The sequence below is a fragment of the Citrobacter sp. CK188 genome (assembly GCF_030333525.1).
Lineage (GTDB): Bacteria > Pseudomonadota > Gammaproteobacteria > Enterobacterales > Enterobacteriaceae > Citrobacter_B > Citrobacter_B koseri.
The window spans coordinates 13,356-35,546 of the sequence record NZ_JAOWFU010000012.1; the positions used below are offsets into that span (position 1 = coordinate 13,356).

Annotated in this window: 20 protein-coding genes; 7 read left to right on the forward strand and 13 right to left on the reverse strand. The window is 57.6% G+C overall.

What is annotated here, in order from left to right; translation table 11 throughout:
* Positions 1–41 precede the first annotated feature (41 nt).
* Both srlR and gutQ read left to right on the forward strand, forming a co-directional pair.
* Positions 42–815 (forward strand): glucitol operon DNA-binding transcriptional repressor SrlR, encoded by a 774-nt coding sequence (gene srlR / locus OGV67_RS01990; protein WP_012134817.1) that lies wholly within the window; start codon positions 42–44, stop codon positions 813–815.
* A complete protein-coding gene (gutQ, locus tag OGV67_RS01995; protein ID WP_012134818.1) occupies positions 808–1,773 on the forward strand; it encodes an arabinose-5-phosphate isomerase GutQ in 966 nt (321 codons plus the stop codon). Before srlR ends, gutQ begins: the two co-directional genes overlap by 8 nt.
* Here gutQ and norR read toward each other — a convergent pair.
* Positions 1,770–3,290, reverse strand: a complete 1,521-nt coding sequence (norR, locus tag OGV67_RS02000) for a nitric oxide reductase transcriptional regulator NorR (RefSeq protein ID WP_012134819.1) — start codon at positions 3,288–3,290, stop codon at positions 1,770–1,772. The genes gutQ and norR overlap by 4 nt on opposite strands.
* Before the next feature lie 186 nt (positions 3,291–3,476).
* Between norR and norV the strand changes: the two genes are divergently transcribed.
* Both norV and norW read left to right on the forward strand, forming a co-directional pair.
* Positions 3,477–4,925: an anaerobic nitric oxide reductase flavorubredoxin gene (norV, locus tag OGV67_RS02005; protein WP_115614487.1), complete on the forward strand. Its 1,449-nt coding sequence runs from the start codon at positions 3,477–3,479 to the stop codon at positions 4,923–4,925.
* On the forward strand, positions 4,922–6,055 hold the full coding sequence (gene norW, locus OGV67_RS02010) for an NADH:flavorubredoxin reductase NorW (RefSeq protein WP_012134821.1): 1,134 nt from the start codon (positions 4,922–4,924) through the stop codon (positions 6,053–6,055). Before norV ends, norW begins: the two co-directional genes overlap by 4 nt.
* A gap of 257 nt (positions 6,056–6,312) precedes the next feature.
* On the opposite strand, the gene hypF is transcribed toward norW, so the two are convergent.
* The 3 genes from hypF to OGV67_RS02025 form a co-directional block, all read right to left on the reverse strand.
* Positions 6,313–8,553 carry a carbamoyltransferase HypF gene (gene hypF / locus OGV67_RS02015; RefSeq protein ID WP_115615319.1) on the reverse strand — a complete coding sequence of 747 codons (2,241 nt, stop codon included), beginning with the start codon at positions 8,551–8,553 and terminating at the stop codon, positions 6,313–6,315.
* Between the two features lie 143 nt (positions 8,554–8,696).
* A complete protein-coding gene (hydN, locus tag OGV67_RS02020) occupies positions 8,697–9,242 on the reverse strand; it encodes an electron transport protein HydN (RefSeq protein ID WP_024130889.1) in 546 nt (181 codons plus the stop codon).
* Positions 9,243–9,396: 154 nt separating this feature from the next.
* Complete coding sequence (locus OGV67_RS02025) at positions 9,397–10,410, reverse strand: LacI family DNA-binding transcriptional regulator (RefSeq protein WP_200003625.1); 1,014 nt, start codon at positions 10,408–10,410, stop codon at positions 9,397–9,399.
* A gap of 264 nt (positions 10,411–10,674) precedes the next feature.
* Here OGV67_RS02025 and ascF point away from each other — a divergent pair, with 264 nt between their 5' ends.
* Positions 10,675–12,129, forward strand: a complete 1,455-nt coding sequence (ascF, locus tag OGV67_RS02030; RefSeq protein WP_115614486.1) for a PTS cellobiose/arbutin/salicin transporter subunit IIBC — start codon at positions 10,675–10,677, stop codon at positions 12,127–12,129.
* Positions 12,130–12,151: 22 nt separating this feature from the next.
* Positions 12,152–13,576 carry a 6-phospho-beta-glucosidase gene (locus tag OGV67_RS02035; protein WP_115614485.1) on the forward strand — a complete coding sequence of 475 codons (1,425 nt, stop codon included), beginning with the start codon at positions 12,152–12,154 and terminating at the stop codon, positions 13,574–13,576.
* An 82-nt stretch (positions 13,577–13,658) separates the two neighbouring features.
* Here OGV67_RS02035 and hycI read toward each other — a convergent pair whose 3' ends face one another.
* The 9 genes from hycI to hycA form a co-directional block, all read right to left on the reverse strand.
* On the reverse strand, positions 13,659–14,114 hold the full coding sequence (gene hycI / locus OGV67_RS02040; RefSeq protein ID WP_115614484.1) for a hydrogenase maturation peptidase HycI: 456 nt from the start codon (positions 14,112–14,114) through the stop codon (positions 13,659–13,661).
* Positions 14,107–14,517, reverse strand: coding sequence for a formate hydrogenlyase maturation HycH family protein (locus OGV67_RS02045; RefSeq protein ID WP_058668007.1), 411 nt, complete (start codon positions 14,515–14,517; stop codon positions 14,107–14,109). Before OGV67_RS02045 ends, hycI begins: the two co-directional genes overlap by 8 nt.
* Entirely contained in the window at positions 14,514–15,281 is a 768-nt protein-coding gene (hycG, locus tag OGV67_RS02050) for a formate hydrogenlyase subunit HycG (protein WP_047461678.1), read from the reverse strand. Before hycG ends, OGV67_RS02045 begins: the two co-directional genes overlap by 4 nt.
* The gene (locus tag OGV67_RS02055; protein WP_114848662.1) at positions 15,281–15,823 is read right to left on the reverse strand and encodes a formate hydrogenlyase complex iron-sulfur subunit; all 543 of its coding nucleotides are present in this window, start codon (positions 15,821–15,823) and stop codon (positions 15,281–15,283) included. The genes hycG and OGV67_RS02055 overlap by 1 nt, the downstream gene beginning before the upstream one ends.
* A 9-nt stretch (positions 15,824–15,832) precedes the next feature.
* A complete protein-coding gene (hycE, locus tag OGV67_RS02060) occupies positions 15,833–17,542 on the reverse strand; it encodes a formate hydrogenlyase subunit HycE (protein WP_012134832.1) in 1,710 nt (569 codons plus the stop codon).
* Between the two features lie 17 nt (positions 17,543–17,559).
* Positions 17,560–18,483, reverse strand: coding sequence for a respiratory chain complex I subunit 1 family protein (locus OGV67_RS02065; protein ID WP_012134833.1), 924 nt, complete (start codon positions 18,481–18,483; stop codon positions 17,560–17,562).
* A gap of 2 nt (positions 18,484–18,485) precedes the next feature.
* Positions 18,486–20,312 (reverse strand): formate hydrogenlyase subunit 3, encoded by a 1,827-nt coding sequence (gene hycC / locus OGV67_RS02070; protein ID WP_114848663.1) that lies wholly within the window; start codon positions 20,310–20,312, stop codon positions 18,486–18,488.
* Positions 20,309–20,920: a formate hydrogenlyase subunit HycB gene (gene hycB, locus OGV67_RS02075; RefSeq protein ID WP_047461668.1), complete on the reverse strand. Its 612-nt coding sequence runs from the start codon at positions 20,918–20,920 to the stop codon at positions 20,309–20,311. The genes hycC and hycB overlap by 4 nt, the downstream gene beginning before the upstream one ends.
* A gap of 146 nt (positions 20,921–21,066) precedes the next feature.
* Positions 21,067–21,528, reverse strand: coding sequence for a formate hydrogenlyase regulator HycA (gene hycA, locus OGV67_RS02080; protein ID WP_012134837.1), 462 nt, complete (start codon positions 21,526–21,528; stop codon positions 21,067–21,069).
* Positions 21,529–21,737: 209 nt separating this feature from the next.
* Here hycA and hypA point away from each other — a divergent pair, with 209 nt between their 5' ends.
* Complete coding sequence (gene hypA / locus OGV67_RS02085; protein WP_024130894.1) at positions 21,738–22,109, forward strand: hydrogenase maturation nickel metallochaperone HypA; 372 nt, start codon at positions 21,738–21,740, stop codon at positions 22,107–22,109.
* Positions 22,110–22,191 lie beyond the last annotated feature (82 nt).

The window sequence follows — 22,191 nt, forward strand, 5'->3', positions numbered from 1 at the left end:
ATCATTTCACAACTTATACATCAGTCAGGGTAATTACGCCTATGAAACCACGTCAGCGTCAGGCTGCTATTCTGGAGCATCTGCAAAAGCAGGGAAAATGCTCGGTTGAGGAGTTGGCCCAGTACTTTGACACCACGGGCACCACCATTCGCAAAGACCTGGTCATTCTGGAAAATGCCGGAACCGTTATTCGCACGTATGGCGGCGTGGTGTTGAATAAAGATGAATCCGACCCGCCTATCGATCACAAAACGCTGATCAACACCCATAAAAAGGCGTTGATCGCACAAGCGGCCGTTCAGTTTATCCACGATGGCGACTCCATCATCCTTGATGCCGGAAGCACCGTGTTGCAGATGGTGCCGATGCTTACCCGCTTTAGCAATATCACCGTCATGACCAACAGCCTGCACATTGTTAACGCCCTTTCGGAGCTGGACAACGAGCAGACCATCCTGATGCCCGGCGGCACATTCCGCAAAAAATCTGCGTCATTTCACGGTCAGCTGGCAGAAAACGCCTTTGAGCAGTTCAGTTTTGATAAACTGTTCATGGGCACCGACGGCATCGATCTCAATGCCGGAGTGACCACCTTTAATGAGGTCTATACCGTCAGCAAAGCGATGTGCAATGCCGCGCGCGAAGTGATTCTGATGGCGGACTCCTCAAAATTTGGGCGTAAAAGCCCCAACGTTGTGTGCAGTCTGGAAAGCGTCGACAAACTGGTTACCGACGCGGGTATCGACCCCGCGTTTCGTCAGGCGCTGGAAGCAAAAGGGATTGAAGTGATCATAACCGGAGAAACCAATGAGTGATGCATTACTGAACGCGGGTCGCCAGACATTACTGCTGGAGTTACAGGAAGCAAGCCGTCTGCCGGAACGCCTGGGCGATGATTTTGTCCGTGCCGCCAATACTATCCTCCACTGCGAAGGCAAAGTGATTGTCTCCGGTATTGGCAAGTCAGGCCATATCGGCAAAAAAATCGCCGCGACTCTCGCCAGTACAGGAACGCCCGCGTTCTTTGTCCACCCGGCAGAAGCGTTACATGGCGATCTCGGCATGATCGAAAGCCGGGATGTGATGCTATTCATCTCCTATTCCGGCGGTGCGAAAGAGCTGGATCTCATTATTCCGCGCCTGGAAGATAAATCGATAACCCTGCTGGCGATGACCGGAAAGCCGACCTCCCCGCTGGGTCTGGCGGCAAAGGCTGTGCTGGATATCTCCGTTGAGCGTGAAGCCTGCCCGATGCACCTGGCGCCGACCTCCAGCACCGTCAACACCCTGATGATGGGCGACGCGCTGGCTATGGCGGTGATGCAGGCGCGCGGTTTCAATGAAGAGGATTTCGCCCGTTCACACCCTGCCGGGGCGCTGGGCGCGCGTCTGCTCAACAAAGTCCATCACCTGATGCGCCGTGACGATGCGGTGCCGCAGGTTCAGCTCACCACCAGCGTGATGGACGCCATGCTGGAGCTGAGCCGTACCGGGTTAGGTCTGGTTGCGGTATGCGACGCGCAGCGCGTTGTAAAAGGCGTCTTTACCGACGGCGACCTGCGCCGCTGGCTGGTTGGCGGCGGCACACTGGCTACGCCGGTCAGCGAAGCGATGACCCACAACGGCATTACGTTGCAGGAGCAGAGCCGCGCCATCGATGCCAAAGAACTTCTGATGAAGCGCAAGATCACCGCCGCGCCGGTGGTGGATGAAAACGGTAAACTCACCGGCGCAATCAACCTGCAAGATTTCTACCAGGCAGGCATCATCTAACTTTTCAGCCCCAGACGCTTCGCCAGCCGATGCAGGTTGGCGACGTCTGTCTCCAGCGCCCGCGCGCAGGCAGCCCAGTTGTGGTTATTTTGCGCTAACGCACGGCGAATCATCTCCCGCTGGAAAGCCTCGGTCGCGTCGCGCAGATTGTGATTTGCCGGTAGCGTCGGCGTACTGTCGTCAGGCAGAGCGGGAGAAACCTCCTCCTGTAAGGCAAAATGCTGCGCTTCCAGCACCACCTCATCCCCCGCCCGGGTCGCTCTTGCCAGAACCACCGCACGGTGGATCGCATGTTCCAGTTCGCGAACGTTCCCCGGCCAGCCATAGCTCAGCAGGTGGCTACGCGCCCCCGGGCTCAGCACCACGCGGGAAAGCCCCAGCCGCAGGCGGCACTGTTCGCAAAAATACCCGGCCAGCAAGACCACATCCTCACCACGCTCACGCAGCGGCGGCACGGAGAGCGGGAACACGCTCAAACGGTGGAACAGGTCGGCGCGAAAACGCCCGGCCAGCACCTCTTCGCGTAAGTCGCGGTTAGTCGCCGCCAGCACGCGTACGTCGACGCGCAGGCTGCGATCGTCCCCGACGCGTTGAATATCGCCATACTGCAAAACGCGCAGCAGTTTCGCCTGCAACGCCAGCGACAGCTCGCCGATCTCATCAAGAAACAGCGTGCCGTTATCGGCCATTTCGAACTTACCGCTACGGTTGCTGATTGCCCCGGTAAACGCCCCTTTGACGTGGCCGAAAAGCTCGCTCTCCGCCACGCTTTCCGGCAGCGCGGCGCAGTTCAGATACACCAGCGGGTTCACCGCCCGTGGCGAGCCTTCGTGAATCGCTTTCGCCACCAGCTCTTTCCCGGTTCCCGTTTCGCCGCTGATCAGCACGTTGAGATCCGACCCCGCCACAATCTCAATCTCTTTTTTCAACTGCATCATATTTGGCGACAGGCCGATCATCTGCGTTTCTTTCACCTGTTCGAAAGAGGCGGAAGACCCCGGCAACATATTCTGGCTTTCTAATTGCTCAATAAGCAGCGCATTGCTCAGCGCCCCCGCCGCCAGCGCTGCGATGAGCCGCAGCTCTTCATCGCTGAAAACATCAAACTGATCGGGTTCCATGCCGTCAAGCGTGAGTGCGCCAATCAGGGTTTGCCCGGCGAACAGCGGCAGCCCGATACAGGCGTGTACCTTCAGGCTCTCCTGATCCGGGATCAGCCCGTCATACGGGTCCGGCAGATCGCTGTCGGCCGGAAAACGCACCACATCCCCGGCACGGGCAATGGCTTCCAGTCGCGGATGCCCTTCCAGAGTGAAGCGCCTGCCCAGTACATCCTGCGCCAGACCGTCGATCGCCAGCGGAATAAACTGCCGCCCCTCATAGCGCAGCAGCGCCGACGCATCGCACTCCAGCACCTGACGCAGCGTGGTGATCAGGCGCTGAAAGCGGTCCTGATGCCCGATACCACTTTGTAATTCAATGGCGATGCCCGCCAGGACATCAACTGAAAAGCTCATGGCTACCTCATTGTCATTTTGACAATCAATAGTGTCATATTGACAATTAATTGAATAGTCTTTTTGACTACCATTTTATGAGTATAAATTTTTTAATTATTTAAAATCAATCAGTTAAAAAGTTGGCACGCATTCTGCTATTAGCAATACATCTTTCTTAAAAAAACTGTATTTACTGAGGTTGCTATGTCTATTCTGGTTAAAAATAACATTCATTGGGTTGGCCAACGTGACTGGGAAGTTCGTGATTTTCACGGGACCGAATATAAAACGCTGCGCGGCAGCAGCTACAACAGCTATCTCATCCGTGAAGAAAAAAATGTTCTGATCGATACCGTAGATCATAAATTCAGCCGCGAATTCGTGCAAAACCTGCGTAGCGAAATCGACCTGGCCGACATTGATTACATCATTATTAACCATGCGGAAGAAGACCACGCGGGCGCGCTGACCGAACTGATGGCGCAAATCCCGGATACGCCGATCTACTGCACCGCAAACGCCATTGACTCCATTACCGGTCACCACCATCACCCGGAATGGAACTTTAACGTCGTAAAAACAGGCGACACGCTGGATATCGGCAACGGCAAGCAGCTGATTTTTGTTGAAACCCCGATGCTGCACTGGCCGGACAGCATGATGACCTACATGACGGGCGACGCGGTACTGTTCAGTAACGACGCCTTTGGTCAGCACTATTGTGACGAACGTCTGTTCAACGATGAAGTCGATCAGACCGAGCTGTTCGAGCAGTGCCAGCGTTACTACGCCAACATCCTGACGCCATTCAGCCGTCTGGTCACGCCAAAAATCACCGAAATCCTCGGCTTCAACCTGCCGGTAGATATGATTGCCACCTCTCACGGCGTGGTATGGCGCGACAACCCAACCCAGATCGTTGAACTGTATCTGAAATGGGCGGCAGATTATCAGGAAGATCGCATCACCATTTTCTACGACACCATGTCCAACAACACCCGCATGATGGCCGACGCGATTGCGCAAGGCATCAACGAAGTTGACCCGAACGTGGCGGTGAAAATCTTTAACGTCGCACGCAGCGATAAAAACGAAATTCTGACCAACGTGTTCCGTTCCAAAGGCGTGCTGGTCGGTACTTCTACGATGAACAACGTGATGATGCCGAAAATCGCCGGTCTCGTTGAAGAGATGACTGGCCTGCGCTTTCGTAACAAACGCGCCAGCGCTTTCGGTTCCCACGGCTGGAGCGGTGGCGCGGTAGACCGTCTGTCCACCCGTCTGCAAGATGCCGGCTTCGAGATGTCACTGAGTCTGAAAGCGAAATGGCGTCCTGATATTGATGCCCTGGAACTTTGCCGCCAGCACGGCCGCGATATTGCCCGTCAGTGGGCGCTCGCTCCGCTGCCGGAAACAAATGTGAAAGCGTCAACCCAGGAAGAAGAGTGCGCCTGTGCCGCCGCCGCTGCGGCTGACCTCGGCCCAAGCATGCAGTGCAGCGTATGCCAGTGGATTTACGACCCTGCAAAAGGTGAGCCGTTGCAGGATGTCGCGCCGGGTACGCCGTGGAGCGACGTACCGGATAACTTCCTGTGCCCGGAATGTTCATTAGGTAAAGACGTCTTTGATGTGTTGGCAACGGAGGCAAAATGAGCCGGGGAATTGTCATTATTGGTTCGGGCTTCGCCGCCCGCCAGTTAGTCAAAAACATCCGTAAACAGGACGCGACCGTAGCGCTGACCCTGATTGCCGCTGACAGTATGGACGAGTACAACAAACCCGACCTCAGTCACGTCATCAGCCAGGCGCAGCGTGCCGACGACCTCACCCGCCAGTCGGCGGGGGAGTTTGCCGAACAGTTTAATCTGCGTCTGTTCCCACACACCTGGATTACGGACATTGATGCCGACGCCCATGTGGTAAAAAGCCAGGACAAGCAATGGCAGTTCGACAAACTGGTACTGGCGACAGGGGCATCAGCCTTTGTTCCGCCGGTTGCCGGACGTGAGTTAATGCTCACACTGAACAGCCAGCAGGAGTATCGCGCCTGTGAAACGCAACTGCGTGACGCGCAGCGCGTACTGATCGTCGGCGGCGGTCTGATTGGTAGCGAGCTGGCAATGGATTTCTGCCGTGCGGGTAAAGCCGTCACGCTGATTGACAATGCCGCCAGCATTCTGGCCTCGCTGATGCCGCCGGAAGTGAGCAGCCGTTTGCAGCATCGTCTGACCGATATGGGCGTACATCTGCTGCTGAAATCGCAGTTGCAGGGTCTGGAGAAAACCGCTACCGGTATTCGCGCCACGCTGGATCGCGATCGTCAGGTAGAGGTGGATGCGGTCATCGCCGCGACCGGCCTGCGCCCGGAAACCGCGCTGGCGCGCCGTGCCGGGTTGACCATCAACCGTGGCGTCTGCGTTGACAGCTATCTGCAAACCAGCCACCCGGATATTTATGCGCTGGGAGACTGCGCGGAAATTAACGGCCAGGTTCTGCCTTTCCTGCAACCGATTCAGTTAAGCGCCATGTATCTGGCGAAAAATCTGCTCGGCGGGAACGCGCCGCTGAAGCTGCCCGCCATGCTGGTGAAAATCAAAACGCCGGAATTGCCGTTACATCTTGCAGGCGAAACCCAGCGTTGCGACCTGAACTGGCACATTGCGGCGGAGTCCGAAGGGATGGTCGCCCGAGGCATAAATACCGAAGGTCAGCTTTGCGCCTTTGTGGTGAGCGAAGACCGCATGAAGGAGGCCTTTGCGCTGCTGAAAACGCTGCCCGCGTAAGTTCATTGTGCCGGATGGCGGCTGGCCTGCAAATCATGACGCCGTAGGTCTGATAAGCGCAGCGCCATCAGGCAATGTTCGAACATCTTTGCCGGATGGCGGCGTAAACGCCTGATCCGGCCTACGGGAAGCGCCTGTTTGTACGTCGCCATCCGGCGATACTGCCACTGATTTATTAACCTCACGCACACGGAAGTGCGCTGCTGCTTGTCGGTATGCCCCGACACGTTTCGCCCCGCCAGTCCCGGGGCTTTTTTTTATTTCTGCGCCAGCTCGCGCGCTGCGGCAATCGCTCCCTGCCCTAACGACACTCCCCCATCCCCGGCTGGTAAACGCTGCGGGAACAGTAAGGTAAAATCAGCAAGACAGAACGCCAGACGCCTGCACAGCAAGCGGTTATGCAGCACGCCGCCGCCGAATACCAGCGTGGTGATCCCGCGTGCGGTCGCTTCCTGACGCAGCAGCGCGGCGAACCCATGCGCCAGCGCGTCGTGAAAGGCCCACGCCCGCTCCTCGGGAGCGGCCTGCCAGTTCAGCCACTGCCGCCAGAACGTGGCTAAATCCAGCTGGTTGTTTTTAACCGGCATCGTCACCGGATGTTCAACGCGATTGCATCGCGAAGCCAGCGCCTCCAGCGCACAGGCCGCTTCTCCTTCATAACTGAGTGTGTCAGGCGCGCAGCCTGATGCGGCGGCGACGGCATCGAACAGGCGTCCGCACGACGACGCCAGCGGGGCGTTGATTCCGCGCTCAATGGCCCGCGCCAGCACGTTCCACTGCTGTCGTTGCAGCGCAGCCGTTTCTGGATAGTCCCGCCAGTCAGGAACGAAGCGCAGACACTGCGCCAGCAGGTTGCGCCAGGGCTGCTTCGCGGCGAGATCGCCGCCCGCCAGCGCGACGGCGGGCAGGCCGCCAAGATGCTCGCATTCACGGTAATTAACGCGTAAACACTCTCCGCCCCACAGCGCGCCGCCCTCTCCCATACCGATGCCGTCGAGCGTCAGGGCAATCACATCGCCGCCGTTCAACGGCCAGCCGTGCTCGACCATGCATGCCGCCGCATGCGCATGGTGGTGCAATACCGTTTCGGTCGGAAGCGTCATCTCGCTGGCCCACTGGCTGGAGACGTAGCCCGGATGCGCGTCGCAGACAACGCGTTGCGGCGTAAAATCGTAAATGTTCTGAATCAAACGCAGCGCGTCACGCCACTGCGTTTGAATGCCGTCATCGCTGAGATCCCCCAGATGCTGGCTTACCACCGCCTGCTCGCCGCGCACCAGACAGAAGGTATTTTTCAGATCGGCGCCCAGACAAAGCATCGGCGGCACATCGCGAAATCCCGGCGGCAGCGCGATCGCATCCGGCACATAGCCCCGCGAACGGCGTAGCATTTCGCCGCTGTCACGCACGACCGAGTCATCCATTCGCTGCACGATATCGCGGTTGTGCAACAGAAAACCGTCGGCGATCGCCTTCAGGTCGTCCAGCGCCTGTTGGTTAGTGATGGCCGGCGGTTTACCGCTAAGGTTGCCGGAGGTCATCACCAGCGGACAATTCAGCGCCTGTAAAAGCAGATGCTGGAGCGGATTCGCAGGCAGCATTACCCCCACTTCCGCCAGCCCCGGCGCGATCCCCTCGCACAGCGACGCGACATGCTGTTTATCCACCAGCACGATGGGGGCGGCCGGCGTAGTCAGCAGTCGGCGCGCCGCATCCGGCAAGCCTTCCGCATCCGGCAACATTACCGCCAGCGGTTTCGCAGGGCGGCGTTTACGCGCCCGCAGCATCGCCACCGCCTCATCGTTTTGCGCATCGCAGGCCAGATGAAAGCCGCCAATACCTTTGATGGCGACAATGCCCCCCGCTTTTAACATCGCGACGGCAGCCTGTAGCGCAGCGTCTTTTTCCGCCCGCGCGCTGCCAGAGCGCCACGCCAGATGCGGGCCGCAGGCCGGGCAGGCAACAGGTTGGGCGTGGAAACGGCGGTCGTACGGATCGCGGTATTCCGTCGCACACTTCCTGCACAACGGAAACGATGCCATCACGGTAAACGGACGGTCGTAAGGCATCGCACGAATGATCGTAAAACGCGGGCCGCAGTGGGTGCAGTTGATAAAAGGGTAACGGTAGCGCCGCTCGCCGGGCGTATTCATTTCGGCGAGACAGGCCGGGCATGTGGCCGCATCGGGCACAATTTGCGTATTCATCGTTCCGCCCGCACTCTGGCGGATGGAGAAATCGGCAGGCAGTTGAGACCAGGCAAACGACTCGCTCTCGACGCTGTCAATACGGGCCAGCGGCGGGCAATGCTGATGTAACTGCACAATAAACTCCGCCGGATCTTCCTGTAAGCGCACAACCACACCGTCACCGTCGTTACACACGTCGCCATGCAGTTGTAACCGCTGCGCCAGTTGCCAGACAAAAGGCCGAAAACCAACGCCCTGCACCTTGCCACGAATACGCAACTGTACGCCGGAGTGGTTGTTTATTGTCATGAAGTCGTTCCCGCAGTCATCTATCCCGGTTTGCCTGATGGCGCTACGCTTATCAGGCCTACGGGGATACGAACAGTAGGCCGGATAAGGCAAGGCCGCCATCCGGCATGAATACCACCGTATTTTACGCGGTTTTTCAGGAATCAGAAAAGCAAAGACGCGGAGGAGTCCAGCGCCGCACGGCGACGTTTTTCCGCGCTCAGTTGTTCAAGTTTGTTGCGATCGACGCAAATCAGCGCGTGGGTCGGACAGGCTTCCATACAGGCAGGGCCGGCCTCGCGGTGGTGGCAAAGGTCGCATTTGTTGGCCTCCGCTTTTTCCGCCCGGACGTTCAGACCCGCGCCGCTGTTGCGAATCACCGGACGCACAACCACTTCCATCGCGCCGTATGGGCAAGCGACCACGCAGGTTTTACAGCCAATGCAACGCTCCTGCATCACATGTACGAAACCTTTATCACGGCTGATGGCGCCGTTCGGGCAGACATTGGCGCACGGCGCGTCTTCACACTGGCGGCACAGCGTCGCCGTGGAGACATTCACACCTTTGATCACATGGATGCGGGGTAAGAAAGTTTCAGGGGTCAGCGACGCGCAGTCCTGGTTTTCCTGATGAGACACCACACAGGCCACTTCACAGGTACGGCAACCAATGCATTTATTGGCGTCGGCAATGATGAAACGGTTCATCAAATTCTCCAGCAATGACAGATTATGTGCCGAAACATTCATAAATCGTGCCAGTTTTTAACTGATTGTTATTGCTTGATATTTGATGATGACATTGTGACCAGGCACTGTCATCGTCACGAATGACGATGACAAATGACAATGTAAAGCGAGATCAGCGGGCAGGCAGCGGCGCTGCCGAATCGCGCAGGATCAGCGCACCGGTAAAGGTTTTTGGCGGCGTAAATTCACCGCCGTCCAGCATGAAGATAAGACGTCCAATCGTCTCCTGAATCATCTCCGTGACCGGAATTTTAACGCTGGAAAGCGCCGGGATGGTATAGGGCGCCATCGCGATATCGTCGAATCCAATGACCGAGGTCTGCGCAGGCACGCTCATGCCACGCTCGTGTAACTGTTTGATGGCGCCAATCGCCATATCGTCATTACTGGCTACCAGCACGGTAAAACTCACCTTGCGCGCCAGGAGCGTATCCACCCCTTCAGCACCGCTGGCGGGCGTCCACTTTCCGTTGACAATCAATTCGTTATTGATAGCGATGCCGTGTCGCGTCAATGCGTCTTTATACCCTGAGAGACGCTCTACGCCGGTAGGGGAATCCATCGAACCGGTGATAAACGCAATCTCGCGATGCCCCCCGGCGATCAACTGTTCCACCGCGTTAAAACTGGTCTGCTTCTGGTCGCAATAAACGCAGTGGCTGCTGTTTCTTCGCAGCCGACGGTTAAGCACCATAATGGGCTGGGCGTGTGAGTCGATAATGTCGTCAATCTCATCCACGCTAAGAAAACGGGGATAAATCATAATGGCGTCGCAGCGCAGATCGAGCAGATACTGAATCGCCTGACGCTCTTCTTCCGCGCTGTGTTTGCCGTCCGCGAGCAGAAGCTGACGCCCCTTATCCTCTGCCATCCGCGCCGTATGAAACAGCAGCTCGCTAAAATAAACGCCGTGGTAAAGGGTGTTCGTCACCACCAGACCGAGGGTCTGCGTTTTCTTCGCCGCCAGACTGCGCGCTAACAAATTGGGTCGATAGCCGCTCTCTTCAATGGCCTGAAACACGCGGTCTTTGGTCTCCTGGCTGACGTAGCCGTTACCTGAAAGCACCCGGGAAACCGTCGCTTTCGACACCCCGGCGCGTTTCGCCACCTCCAGCATCGTCGTCATATTACTCATCCATTAGCACTCAATGACACGCAGTGTACTTCACCGTACCGTTGTTGTCCTTGATGGTAAATCACCGCCCAAAACAACAAGTGATCATTCTCACAATTATAAAAAATGATCAAATTGTGATCTTGTGTCATTCAGTGAAACTATTCATGATTTTGTGGAACCGGTTTCCTATTTTGCGTTTCATTGCCCACGTTTTTTTAGCGAAAAGGCGTAAGACGATAAAACTACCCTATTGATAAAACAGGATAAAATCCGATGTCTAAGAATTATGCGGCACTGGCGCGCTCCGTGGTGACGGCGCTGGGCGGTGTGGATAACATCACCGCCGTGACACACTGTATGACGCGTCTACGTTTCGTTCTCAAAGATGACGCGCAGGTCGACAGCGCGACGTTGAAAACCCTCAGCGGCGTTCTCGGCGTGGTTCGCAGCGACAACCAGTGCCAGGTGATTATCGGCAACACCGTTTCACAGGCGTATCGCGAAGTCGTCAGTCTGCTGCCGACCGATATGCAGCCCGCAGCGCCCGTCGGTAAACCTAAACTCACCTTTAAACGCATCGGCGCGGGGATCCTTGACGCGCTGATCGGCACTATGTCCCCGTTGATCCCGGCGATTATCGGCGGATCGATGCTGAAACTGCTGGCCATGATCCTCGAAATGACGGGACTGCTGGAAAAAGGCGCCTCCACGCTGACCATCCTGACGGTGATTGGCGACGGCGCGTTCTTCTTCCTGCCGCTGATGGTGGCGGCGTCAGCGGCAATCAAGTTCAAAACAAACATGTCGCTGGCGATTGCCATCGCAGGCGTGCTGGTTCACCCGAGTTTTATCGACCTGATGGCGAAAGCCGCCGAAGGTGAACACGTTGAATTTGCCCTGATCCCGGTGACGGCGGTGAAATACACCTACACGGTGATCCCGGCGCTGGTGATGACGTGGTGTCTTTCATACATCGAACGCTGGGTGGATCGCATTACCCCGGCCGTCACGAAAAACTTCCTGAAACCAATGCTGATCGTCCTGATCGCCGCCCCGCTCGCCATTGTTTTAATCGGCCCAATCGGGATCTGGATCGGTAGCGCCATCTCCGCGCTGGTTTACACCATTCACGGCTATCTGGGCTGGCTTTCCGTCGCCATCATGGGCGCGCTGTGGCCGCTGCTGGTCATGACCGGGATGCACCGCGTCTTTACCCCAACCATCATCCAGACCATTGCTGAAACCGGCAAAGAAGGCATGGTCATGCCGTCTGAAATTGGCGCTAACCTGTCGCTGGGCGGTTCCTCTCTGGCCGTCGCATGGAAAACCAAAAACCCGGAACTGCGCCAGACGGCGCTTGCCGCCGCCGCTTCCGCAATTATGGCGGGGATCTCCGAACCGGCGCTGTACGGCGTGGCGGTACGTCTGAAGCGTCCGCTGATTGCGAGCCTGATTAGCGGCTTTATCTGCGGCGCGGTGGCAGGTATGGCGGGGCTTGCCAGCCACTCGATGGCGGCACCGGGCCTGTTCACCAGCGTCCAGTTCTTCGATCCGGCGAACCCGATAACCATCGCCTGGGTGTTTGGCGTGATGGCGCTGGCCGTGGTGCTCTCTTTTGTTCTGACGCTGCTCCTCGGCTTTGAAGATATCCCCGTGGAAGACGCAGCCGCACAGGCAAGAAAAAACCAGGCCGCGCAACCGACTACTGCAAAAGAAGCCAGCATCTGACTGGCGCATATTGAGGATGACTATGTCTGTATTTCCGCAAGGATTTTTATGGGGCGGCGCACTGGCCGCCAACCAGTCTGAAGGGGCATACCGGGAAGGCGGCAAAGGGCTGAGCACCGTCGATATGATCCCGCACGGCGAGCACCGGATGCCGGTAAAACTGGGGCTGGAGAAACGCTTTCAACTGCGGGATGACGAATTTTATCCAGGCCATGACGCGATTGATTTTTACCATCGCTATAAAGACGATATCGCCCTGATGGCGGAGATGGGCTTCACGGTGTTTCGCACCTCGATCGCCTGGAGCCGTCTCTACCCTGACGGCGATGAGCTGACGCCGAACGAAGAAGGCATCGCGTTTTATCGCGCGGTGTTTGAAGAGTGTAAAAAGTACGGTATTGAGCCGCTGGTCACGCTGTGCCACTTCGATGTGCCGATGCACCTGGTGACGGAGTACGGCTCCTGGCGCAATCGCAAAATGGTGGAATTCTTTACCCGCTACGCGCGAACCTGCTTTGAAGCCTTTGACGGTCTGGTGAAATACTGGCTGACGTTCAACGAAATCAACATCATGCTGCACAGCCCATTCTCCGGCGCGGGCCTAGTGTTTGAGGAAGGTGAAAATCAGGATCAGGTGAAGTATCAGGCCGCACATCACGAGCTGATTGCCAGCGCGCTGGCGACCCAAATCGCCCATGAGGTCAACCCGCAAAACCAGGTCGGCTGTATGCTGGCGGGCGGTAATTTTTATCCGTACTCCTGTAAACCGCAGGACGTCTGGACCGCGCTGGAGAAAGACCGCGAAAACCTGTTCTTTATCGATGTGCAGGCGCGCGGCGCTTACCCGGCCTATTCCGCCCGCGTCTTTCGCGAGAAAGGCGTGGTGATTGAAAAAGCCCCGGAAGACGACGCTATCCTGAAGAACACCGTCGATTTCGTCTCGTTTAGCTACTACGCGTCACGCTGCGCTTCAGCGGAGATGAACGCTAATAACACCAACGCCGCCAACGTGGTGAAATCGCTGCGCAATCCGCACCTTGACGTCAGCGAATGGGGCTGGGGGATTGACCCGCTTGGTCTGCGCATCACTATGAATATGATGTATGACCGCTACCAGAAGCCGCTGTTTCTGGTGGAAAACGGCCTCGGCGCGAAAGATGAGCCGGACACGAAAGGTGAGATCCATGATGATTACCGCATCAGCTACCTGCGTGAGCATATTCGGGCGATGGCCGACGCCATTGAAGACGGCGTGCCGCTGATGGGTTACACCACCTGGGGCTGCATCGATCTGGTGTCCGCCTCGACAGGCGAAATGAGCAAACGCTACGGGTTTGTGTATGTCGACCGTGACGACGCTGGCAACGGCACGCTGGCGCGTACCCGCAAAAAATCATTCTGGTGGTACAAGAAAGTGATTGCGAGTAACGGGGAAGATTTGGCGTAGCCCGTTTTGCCGGGTGGCGGCTTAGCCTTACCCGGCCTACAAAACCGTAGGCCCGGTAAGCGTAGCGCCACCGGGCACCCGCTCAGAACGGAGAAAATCCCCCGTCGCCAACCCACTCTGCAAGCCTTGAATAAACCACTTCCACCGCCTCTTTCACCGGCGGCGTCATCGGATAATAAAAGCCAACGATATCCGGCTGGATGCCGAGGAAAATCACGTCGCCAACGTCCTCTTTCAGCTGATCCACCAGGTAATTCAACGGCATATTGTGGGTGGTCATCATAAACATTTCGGCGATGTCATCCGGGTCGATGATGCGGATCTCGCCCGGATTCAGCCCCATGTCGGTCGCATCGACAATCAGCAGACGATCCGGGCGCAGTTCGCGGATCGCGACAATATCGTTCTCCGGCGCGCTGCCGCCGTCAATAACAACCCAGTTGCCTTTAGGCTGCGCGGCGCACATCTCGGCCAGCAGCGGCCCGGCGCCGTCATCGCCCATCATACTGTTGCCGACGCACAATAAAACGTCAGTCACGGTGTCTCCTCACCATCAGATAGATGGCGCTTTCCTGATGAATATCGTGGAGCATACTCAGCATCAGCTTGCTCCACGCCTGCTGTTGCGGGCTTTGCGCAGCGAGCGCGCTGTCGAAAGCGCGCGCCAGCATTTGCACATGGTTAAAATCGATGACGATCTCGCCGTACTTCGGCACGCCTTCCATTTTACGTCTGGCCTCGCTTCCCTCTTCCAGAGTCGCGATCCACGCCAGATAATCCTCCCACGGGCAGGTTAACGCCGCTTCCAGGCAGTCGATGACCCCAAGGTGGTGGCCAATCGCCAGGCTGTAATAGACAACCTGCTGCGCCTCGGCGGGCGTCGCATCGTTCTCATCAATAAACTTACGGCTCAGTTGACTGAACACCACCGTTTCACTCATCGGATACGCGCCTCTTCAACCACATGATTCAGGTGAGTGACAATCTCGGTCAGACGCGGATCGTTTTCCACTTCCAGCCAGCGCGCCACCTGATGTTCACCCTGCCCCAGTTGGGTCAGGTAATCATCGGCGATCTGACGGCCATAGCGATAACCCGCCAGACGACGCGCCGCGCGATCCACCTTCACGCGCAGCGGCTGCACCATGTCGGGATGCAGAATCTCTGCCGCCTGCTCGTCCAGTTCACCCGGCGCGCGGGCGTGAATTTTCTGCTCCAGCAAACCCAGCGCCATCGCGAAACCGTACAACGTTGCCGCAGGCGTCGGCGGGCAGCCCGGAATGTAGACATCCACCGGTACGATTTTGTCGGTGCCGCCCCAGACGCAGTACAGGTCGTGGAAGATACCGCCGCTGTTGCCGCAGGCGCCGTAAGAGATACAGATTTTTGGGTCCGGCGCGGACTGCCAGGCGCGCAGCGCCGGAGAACGCATCGCGCGCGTCACCGCCCCGGTGAACAGCAGAATATCCGCATGACGCGGTGACGGGACGACTTTGATGCCAAAACGTTCGGCGTCAAACAGCGGAGAAAGGGTGGCAAAAATTTCGATTTCGCAGCCGTTGCAGCCACCGCAGTCCACGCGGTAGACATACGCCGAACGCTTAATGTTTTTCAGCAAAGACGCCTTCATGCTGGCGATGGATTCATCCACCGTCATCGGCAGCGGAATGCCGTTGGCGTCGCGTGGGCCTAATAAATTGCTCATCAGCTGGCCTCTTTCATATGGCGAGTCAGTTCAATACGGTCGGACGGCACCAGGCATTTCTGACGCTTGCAGTCCGGGCAGGTCTCAAAGCTTTCACGGTGATATTCCGCGCGGCTGTCGCCATTGTGTTTCAGCAGCGCGATGGCGTAATCAATCTCTTTCTGCACCGCGAAAGGACGGTTGCACACGCGGCAATTGCACAGCGTAAAGCGGGACTGTTGCAGAAAGTCCGCTTTCTTCCACACCGCCAGCTCATATTCCTGAGAGAGTTTAATCGCCGCTGTCGGGCACACTTCTTCACAGCGGGCGCAAAAGATGCAGCGCCCGAGGTTGAACTGCCAGGCCAGCTCACCGGTAACAAGGCAGGTTTCAACCGTCAGCGCATTCGACGGGCAGGCATTAACGCAGGCTGCGCAGCCAATACACTGCTGCGGATTATGCTCCGGTTTGCCACGGAAGTTTTTATCGACCGCAATCGGCTCCAGCGGATACGACGACGTCGGCGCGCCGGTTTTGATAACTTTTTTGATAAAGGTAAACATGGCGATTCCTTATTTCAGCGGCGAGTTTTTACGCTCAATGCTGTAGCGCTCAAGTTCTTTGTACGGCACGACTTTGCTCTTCTTCTTACGCACATCCACCACGGTCATGCGGTCGGTACAGGAGTAGCAAGGGTCGAGGCTACCGATGATCAGCGGCGCGTCGGAGACCGTGTTACCGCGCAGCATATAGCGCAGGGTCGGCCAGTTGGCGTAGGTCGCCGCACGGCAGCGCCAGCGGTACAGCTTCTGGTTGTCGCCGGTCATGCTCCAGTGGATGTCATCCCCGCGCGGCGCTTCGGCAAAGCCCAGCGCAAAACGGTGTGGGATATAGGTAAAGCCTTCCACCATCAGCGGGCCGCCCGGCAGGTTATCCAGGCCGAAATCGATCATGTTCAGCGCGGTGTACACTTCGTTGATGCGCACTTTCAGACGGGAGATGACGTCACAGCCCTGCTCGCTATGCACTTCCATCGGCAGCAGGCCGTAGCCGACAAACGGGTGATCGGCGCGGGTATCGCGGGCGTGACCGCTGGCGCGCACCATCGGCCCCACGTTACTGAAGTCGCGGGCGATTTCCGGGTCGAGGCGCCCAATGCCGACGGTGCGCTGCTCCATGTTCGGCGTGCTGAGCAGCATATCCACCAGTTCTTGCACCTCGCGGCGCATCTGCTGCGCCAGTTGACGGGTCTGGATCATGTCCTCTTTCAGCAGATCGCGACGAATCCCGCCGATCAGGTTCAGACCGTAAGTTTTACGCGCCCCGGTAAGGATCTCCGCCATTTTCATCGACGTTTCACGCACGCGGAAGAACTGCATAAAGCCGGAGTCAAAGCCGGTGAAGTGACAGGCCAGGCCGAGGTTCAGCAGGTGCGAGTGCAGACGCTCCACCTCCAGCAGAATGGCGCGAATCATCTGCGCGCGTTCCGGCACCACGATGCCCATCGCATTCTCGACGGAGGTGGTATAGGCGGTGCTGTGAGCAAAGCCGCAAATGCCGCACACGCGGTCCGACAGGAAGGTGACTTCGTTGTAACCCATACGGGTTTCCGCCAGTTTCTCCATGCCGCGATGGACGTAGAACAGGCGGTAATCGGCGTCGATAATGTTTTCGCCGTCAACAAACAGACGGAAGTGACCCGGTTCATCAGAGGTGACGTGCAGCGGGCCGATCGGCACCACGTTGTTTTTCTTGTCACCCAGCTCGTTGATAAATTCGTAGGTTTCGGCATCGGTGGTCGGCGCCGGGCGTTGACGGTAATCCATGCTGTCTTTACGCAGAGGATAGAGTTCATCCGGCCAGTCATCCGGCAGCACCAGGCGGCGTTCGTCAGGCAGCCCTACCGGAATCAGGCCATACATGTCGCGCACTTCACGTTCGCCCCAGACGGCAGCCGGCACGCGCGGCGTCACGGACGGAAACTCCAGTTTGTTGGCATCGACTTCAACGCGCACGGTAATCCAGCACTTCGTCCCCTGCTCCATCGACAGCACGTAGTAAACGGCATAGTGGCCGCACAGCTGGCGTTCGTCGTTGCCAAACAGTACCGAGAGCCATCCGCCCTGTTTGTAGTAGAGAAACTCCACCACTTCCGGCAGGTAGTTCACCTTCACGGTGAGGGTCAGCTGATCTTTGGTCTGCCAGGCTTCGTCCAGCACCACGCCCGGAAAAGCCTGGTGCAGCGCCGCAAGGTATTGTTGACCTAATTTTTCTTCAGACATGCTCAAACTCTCTTAAATCACGCCACCAGCAAGGAGACGAATGCTAAAAACGCAAACCCAAAACCGGCCCAGGTCACGCGTGAAGTGGCGCAAAAACGCAGGCGCGCCATGCTGTTTTCGAACAGGGCAATCACCAGTACGCCAGCGATCAGCTTGACGATGGCAATCACCAGCGCCAGCAGCAGCCCACCCGCGCTGAAGGTTTCCATCTGTCCCCACGGCAGGAATACGCCGACAAACATTTGCAGCACCACCAGCTGTTTCAGGCTGATGCCCCACTTCAGCACCGCGAAGCCGCTGCCGCTGTATTCGGTCAGTGGGCCTTCCTGCAACTCCTGCTCCGCTTCCGCCAGATCGAACGGCAGTTTGCCCATCTCGATAAAGGTGGCGAACGCGCAGGCGCACAGCGCCAGCATCAGCGGAATGCTGCGCGCTGCCGGCCAGTGGTAAATCGTGTCGGTGATATTGCTGATGTGTGTGGAACCGGCCACCTGCGCCGCCACCCACAGGCCGAGCAGCAGGATTGGCTCCACCAGTACGCCGAGCATCGCTTCGCGGCTTGCGCCGATCGCGGTAAACGGACTCCCGGTATCCAGACCGGCAATAGAAAAGAAGAAGCGGGCGATCGCAAAGAGGTAGATCAGGGTGATCAGATCGCCCAACTGCGGCAACGGTGAACCAACCGTCACCACCGGCAGCGCGGTCGCGATAGTCAGCATGACGCCGACCATCACAAACGGCGTCAGGCGAAAGACCCAGCCGGAATCGGCAGGCGCAACGCTCTGGCGCCCCAACAGCTTGATCAGGTCACGATACTCCTGCAAAACGCCCGGCCCGCGACGGTTGTGCAACCGGGCACGCGCCACGCGGGTAATACCGGACAGCAGCGGCGCTGCGGCGAATAACACCAGCGCCTGAATTAACGGATATAACACACTCATTCTCAGGCTCCTCGTGAAACCACAATCACCACCAGCACCGCCAGCTCAATCAGCGCCAGGCGGCGGAACAGAACCGGTGCCGCCGCATTCTGCCAGCCCGGAACCAGCGATACCGGGTTAAGCCATTTACGCAACTTGAGTACCGGGGCAAAGGCCTCTTTCACCGGCATGGCGAAACCGTGGGCGGTAATCACCATCGACTGCTCGTGGTCGTAGCCACAGACCCAGGCCGCGCCGCGTGAACGCGACGGCAGACGGTTGCCTTTGAAAATCGCCATGATGATGAACGGCAGCAGCGGACAGGCGATCAGCAGCAGCGCGATCATCGGCTGAGAAACGGTGGTATTCGCCGTCTCCAGCGGCAGAGGCACGGCAGCGGAGATCAGCGGCAGCAGCCACGGCGCGGCAACACCGCCCAGCACGCAGCAAATGGCCAGCGCGACGACGCTCACCCCCATCAGGATTGGCGCACAGCAGGCGTTTTCCGCCTCTTTGGTACGCGGCGCGCCGAGGAAAGTGACGCCATAGACTTTCGCCATACACATCACCGCCAGCGCACCGGTAATCGCCAGCCCGACGGCCAGCAGCGGCCCTAACAGACGGCCAATGAACGCGCCGCTGTTGCCCAGTTTGAAGAAGGACTGATAGATAACCCACTCACCGGCAAACCCGTTCAGCGGCGGCAGCGCGGCCATCGCCATCAGGCCAATCAACATCGCGACAGAAATCACCGGCATACGTTTACCAATACCGCCCAGTTTTTCGATGTCGCGGTGCCCGGTACGGAACCAAATGCTGCCCGCGCCCAAAAACAGCACGCTTTTGAACAGGCTATGGTTGACCAGATGATAGAGACCACCGGTCAGGCCGAGCGCAATCAGCGCCGGTTGATTAAGGGCGATACCGGTGACGCCCGCGCCCAGACCGAGCAGGATAATGCCGATGTTTTCCAGGGTGTGGTACGCCAGCAGACGCTGAATGTTATGTTCCATCAGCGCATACAGACCGCCGACAAACGCGGTGATCATGCCGAGCACCAGCAGCAGAACACCCCACCACAGCGGCGCATTGCCGCCAATCAGCGATAAAGAGAGAATGCCCAGCAGACCCATTTTCATCACCACGGTAGAGAACAGGGCCGCTGCCGGCGCGCTGGCGTTGGCGTGCGCCTGCGGCACCCAACCGTGCAGCGGGATAATCCCGGCCAGCAGACCAAAACCGACTACGCCGAGCAGCCAGATGTCAGAACCGAGCGGCAGCGCCTGGGCGCGCAGATCGAGCAGACGCAGTTCCAGCGTGCCGTAACGCTGCCACACCAGCCAGCAGGCGACAGCCAGCAGCAGCGTACCGATACGCCCCAGCGCAAACCACAGTTTGCCCTCTTTGCTGCAACCGGTAAGAAACACCGCGCACAGCGCCATGATTTCCGCCATCACCACCAGCGTGCCGAGATTGCTGGCGACGACCGCGCAAACTGCCGCCGCCATCAGCAGGTTTACCAGCAGCCCGTTGGCTAACACCTGTGGGTGACGATGCCAGTCGATGTTGTACAGGCTGACGAACAGCCCGCACAGCCCCAGCGTAATCAGCCAGATGGCGTTCAGCGGGGTGATTTGTAAACCATGACCGATCAACGGCATCACGCCGCTGACCGCTGTCGCATTCACCAGGACGGAAAAACCCGCCGCCGCGGTATACAGACTGCCGACCGCGCCGCCGACACCGGCGACCCAGCCGCTCAGCGCTTTATGAAAGGAAAACAGAAATGCCAGTACGGCCGCCGCCGCGAACCAGGCCACACCGCTATTGATCAGTGAAATTGCGTTCATTTTGCCTCCCCACTTTGCGCCTGCTGAAACAAGGTGAGATCGCCAAAATCGGTGTTGAAGGTCAGCTCACGTTTGCGCTTGCTGGCGCGGGCGATATCCATGTTATTCACCAGGTGTAACGCGTTGGTCGGACACATCCGCACGCAGGCCGGGCCTTGTTCGTCGAAGCTGCACAGATCGCATTTGACCGCGATGGCGCGCACGCCCGGCACCCAGTCCAGCAGCGTGCTGACGCGTGCCGGCGCGGGAGGCGCCGGCGGGGCTTTCGGTGAATTGGCATTCGCCGGAATATGCAGCGGACGGCTGCCGGAAAATTCAATCGCGCCGAACGGGCAAGCAATGCCACACAGCTTGCAGCTTACGCACAGGCTTTCATTCAACTGTACGGCGCCGTCTACCCGATTGATGGCGTTCACCGGGCACACCACGGCACAGGGCGCATCTTCACAGTGGTGACACAGCTGCGGCGCGGATTCTTTTTCATTGAGCATCACTTTCAGCCGCGGCATTGATTGCAGGCCGTGCTGGCGATGCGTCTCTGAACAGGCTGCTTCACAGGTGTGGCAGCCAATACAGAGCGTGGAGTCAGCAATTACAAAACGATTCACCAGGCATTCCTCAGGTGATAGTCATTTTTGACGAAAACATGTCTGAAAAATGTCATTTTCGACACTTATCGACATTCCCATCCCCTCAAACATTCATATGCAGCGTGAAGCGCACGCCGCGAGTAACAACGGGCAGCGCCTCGTGCTTATGCCGCCGGGCTATTTCCCTTTACCAGTTGACGTAAATTCACCGGGCGATTGTTTTCCACGGCGGTGTACAGGCTGTCGTAAACGCTGGCGATTTTTTCGAGATAGTGCTCCAGCACCTGCTCGCGATCGCGGTTACTGACCTTCTCATCAACGAGGCCGTCAATGGTCAATTGCGCTTGTGCAATCAACTGCTTATCTTCACCGTCTTTGGTTTCGACGTAATACTCGATGGTGTGGCTGTTAAAGCCGTCCGCCAGGGTGACGTAAATCGTGAAGTGCTCGAAAAGCACAAAGCACAGATCTTTGTCCGGCGCACAGCTCATGGCGTGATGCAGACGCGCTTTTGATAAGGTGATCCCCTGAACCAGTGAGTTGCAGTAGATTCGCCACTGGTCCAGCAGGCGATGATGCCGCTGCGCGATGTAATCAGCCTTTTCGCTTATTTCCCAAATAGTCATGTCAGGTTACCCGGTTAGCAGAGATAGCCAGCCTTAAGCATTTTCCATGCCAGTTTTTAAACCTTTATTTTTCATGATGATACAAAAATAGCTATCACGTTCGACGCTGTGACGACATGTCATTTCGTCATCGTCGTCATTGTCACAAGCAAGGGAAAAATAATTGGCATATTTATTGCTTATTCAGGGCAATGAATTCGGGAGGCGATATGCACGAAATAACTCTCTGCCAACGGGCACTGGAATTAATTGAACAACAGGCCGCAGCGCACGGTGCAAAACGGGTAACTGGGGTCTGGCTCAAAATTGGCGCATTTTCTTGCGTAGAAACCAGCGCTCTCGCCTTTTGTTTTGATCTGGTATGCCGTGGCACCCTGGCGGAAGGTTGTAAACTCCACCTCGAAGAACAAGAAGCCGAATGCTGGTGCGAGTCTTGTCAGCAGTACGTCACGTTACTGACGCAGCGCGTGCGCCGTTGTCCGCAATGCCAGAGCGACACGTTACGCATTGTGGCCGATGACGGGTTGCAGATTCGCCGAATTGAAATAGACAGTAATCCAACGCCGGATAGCGACGCCTGAGCGTCTTATCCGGCCGACAGGAATGGCCTGAGTTGTAGGCTGCATAAAGCAAAGCCGCCATCCGGCAATAGAGTTACCGCAA

Coding starts and splice junctions, on each gene's coding strand:
- srlR (WP_012134817.1), top strand. CDS start 42: ATGAAACCACGTCAGCGTCAGGCTGCTATTCTGGAGCATCTGCAAAAG.
- gutQ (WP_012134818.1), top strand. CDS start 808: ATGAGTGATGCATTACTGAACGCGGGTCGCCAGACATTACTGCTGGAG.
- norR (WP_012134819.1), bottom strand. CDS start 3,290: ATGAGCTTTTCAGTTGATGTCCTGGCGGGCATCGCCATTGAATTACAA.
- norV (WP_115614487.1), top strand. CDS start 3,477: ATGTCTATTCTGGTTAAAAATAACATTCATTGGGTTGGCCAACGTGAC.
- norW (WP_012134821.1), top strand. CDS start 4,922: ATGAGCCGGGGAATTGTCATTATTGGTTCGGGCTTCGCCGCCCGCCAG.
- hypF (WP_115615319.1), bottom strand. CDS start 8,553: ATGACAATAAACAACCACTCCGGCGTACAGTTGCGTATTCGTGGCAAG.
- hydN (WP_024130889.1), bottom strand. CDS start 9,242: ATGAACCGTTTCATCATTGCCGACGCCAATAAATGCATTGGTTGCCGT.
- OGV67_RS02025 (WP_200003625.1), bottom strand. CDS start 10,410: ATGACGACGATGCTGGAGGTGGCGAAACGCGCCGGGGTGTCGAAAGCG.
- ascF (WP_115614486.1), top strand. CDS start 10,675: ATGTCTAAGAATTATGCGGCACTGGCGCGCTCCGTGGTGACGGCGCTG.
- OGV67_RS02035 (WP_115614485.1), top strand. CDS start 12,152: ATGTCTGTATTTCCGCAAGGATTTTTATGGGGCGGCGCACTGGCCGCC.
- OGV67_RS02045 (WP_058668007.1), bottom strand. CDS start 14,517: ATGAGTGAAACGGTGGTGTTCAGTCAACTGAGCCGTAAGTTTATTGAT.
- hycG (WP_047461678.1), bottom strand. CDS start 15,281: ATGAGCAATTTATTAGGCCCACGCGACGCCAACGGCATTCCGCTGCCG.
- OGV67_RS02055 (WP_114848662.1), bottom strand. CDS start 15,823: ATGTTTACCTTTATCAAAAAAGTTATCAAAACCGGCGCGCCGACGTCG.
- hycE (WP_012134832.1), bottom strand. CDS start 17,542: ATGTCTGAAGAAAAATTAGGTCAACAATACCTTGCGGCGCTGCACCAG.
- OGV67_RS02065 (WP_012134833.1), bottom strand. CDS start 18,483: ATGAGTGTGTTATATCCGTTAATTCAGGCGCTGGTGTTATTCGCCGCA.
- hycC (WP_114848663.1), bottom strand. CDS start 20,312: ATGAACGCAATTTCACTGATCAATAGCGGTGTGGCCTGGTTCGCGGCG.
- hycA (WP_012134837.1), bottom strand. CDS start 21,528: ATGACTATTTGGGAAATAAGCGAAAAGGCTGATTACATCGCGCAGCGG.
- hypA (WP_024130894.1), top strand. CDS start 21,738: ATGCACGAAATAACTCTCTGCCAACGGGCACTGGAATTAATTGAACAA.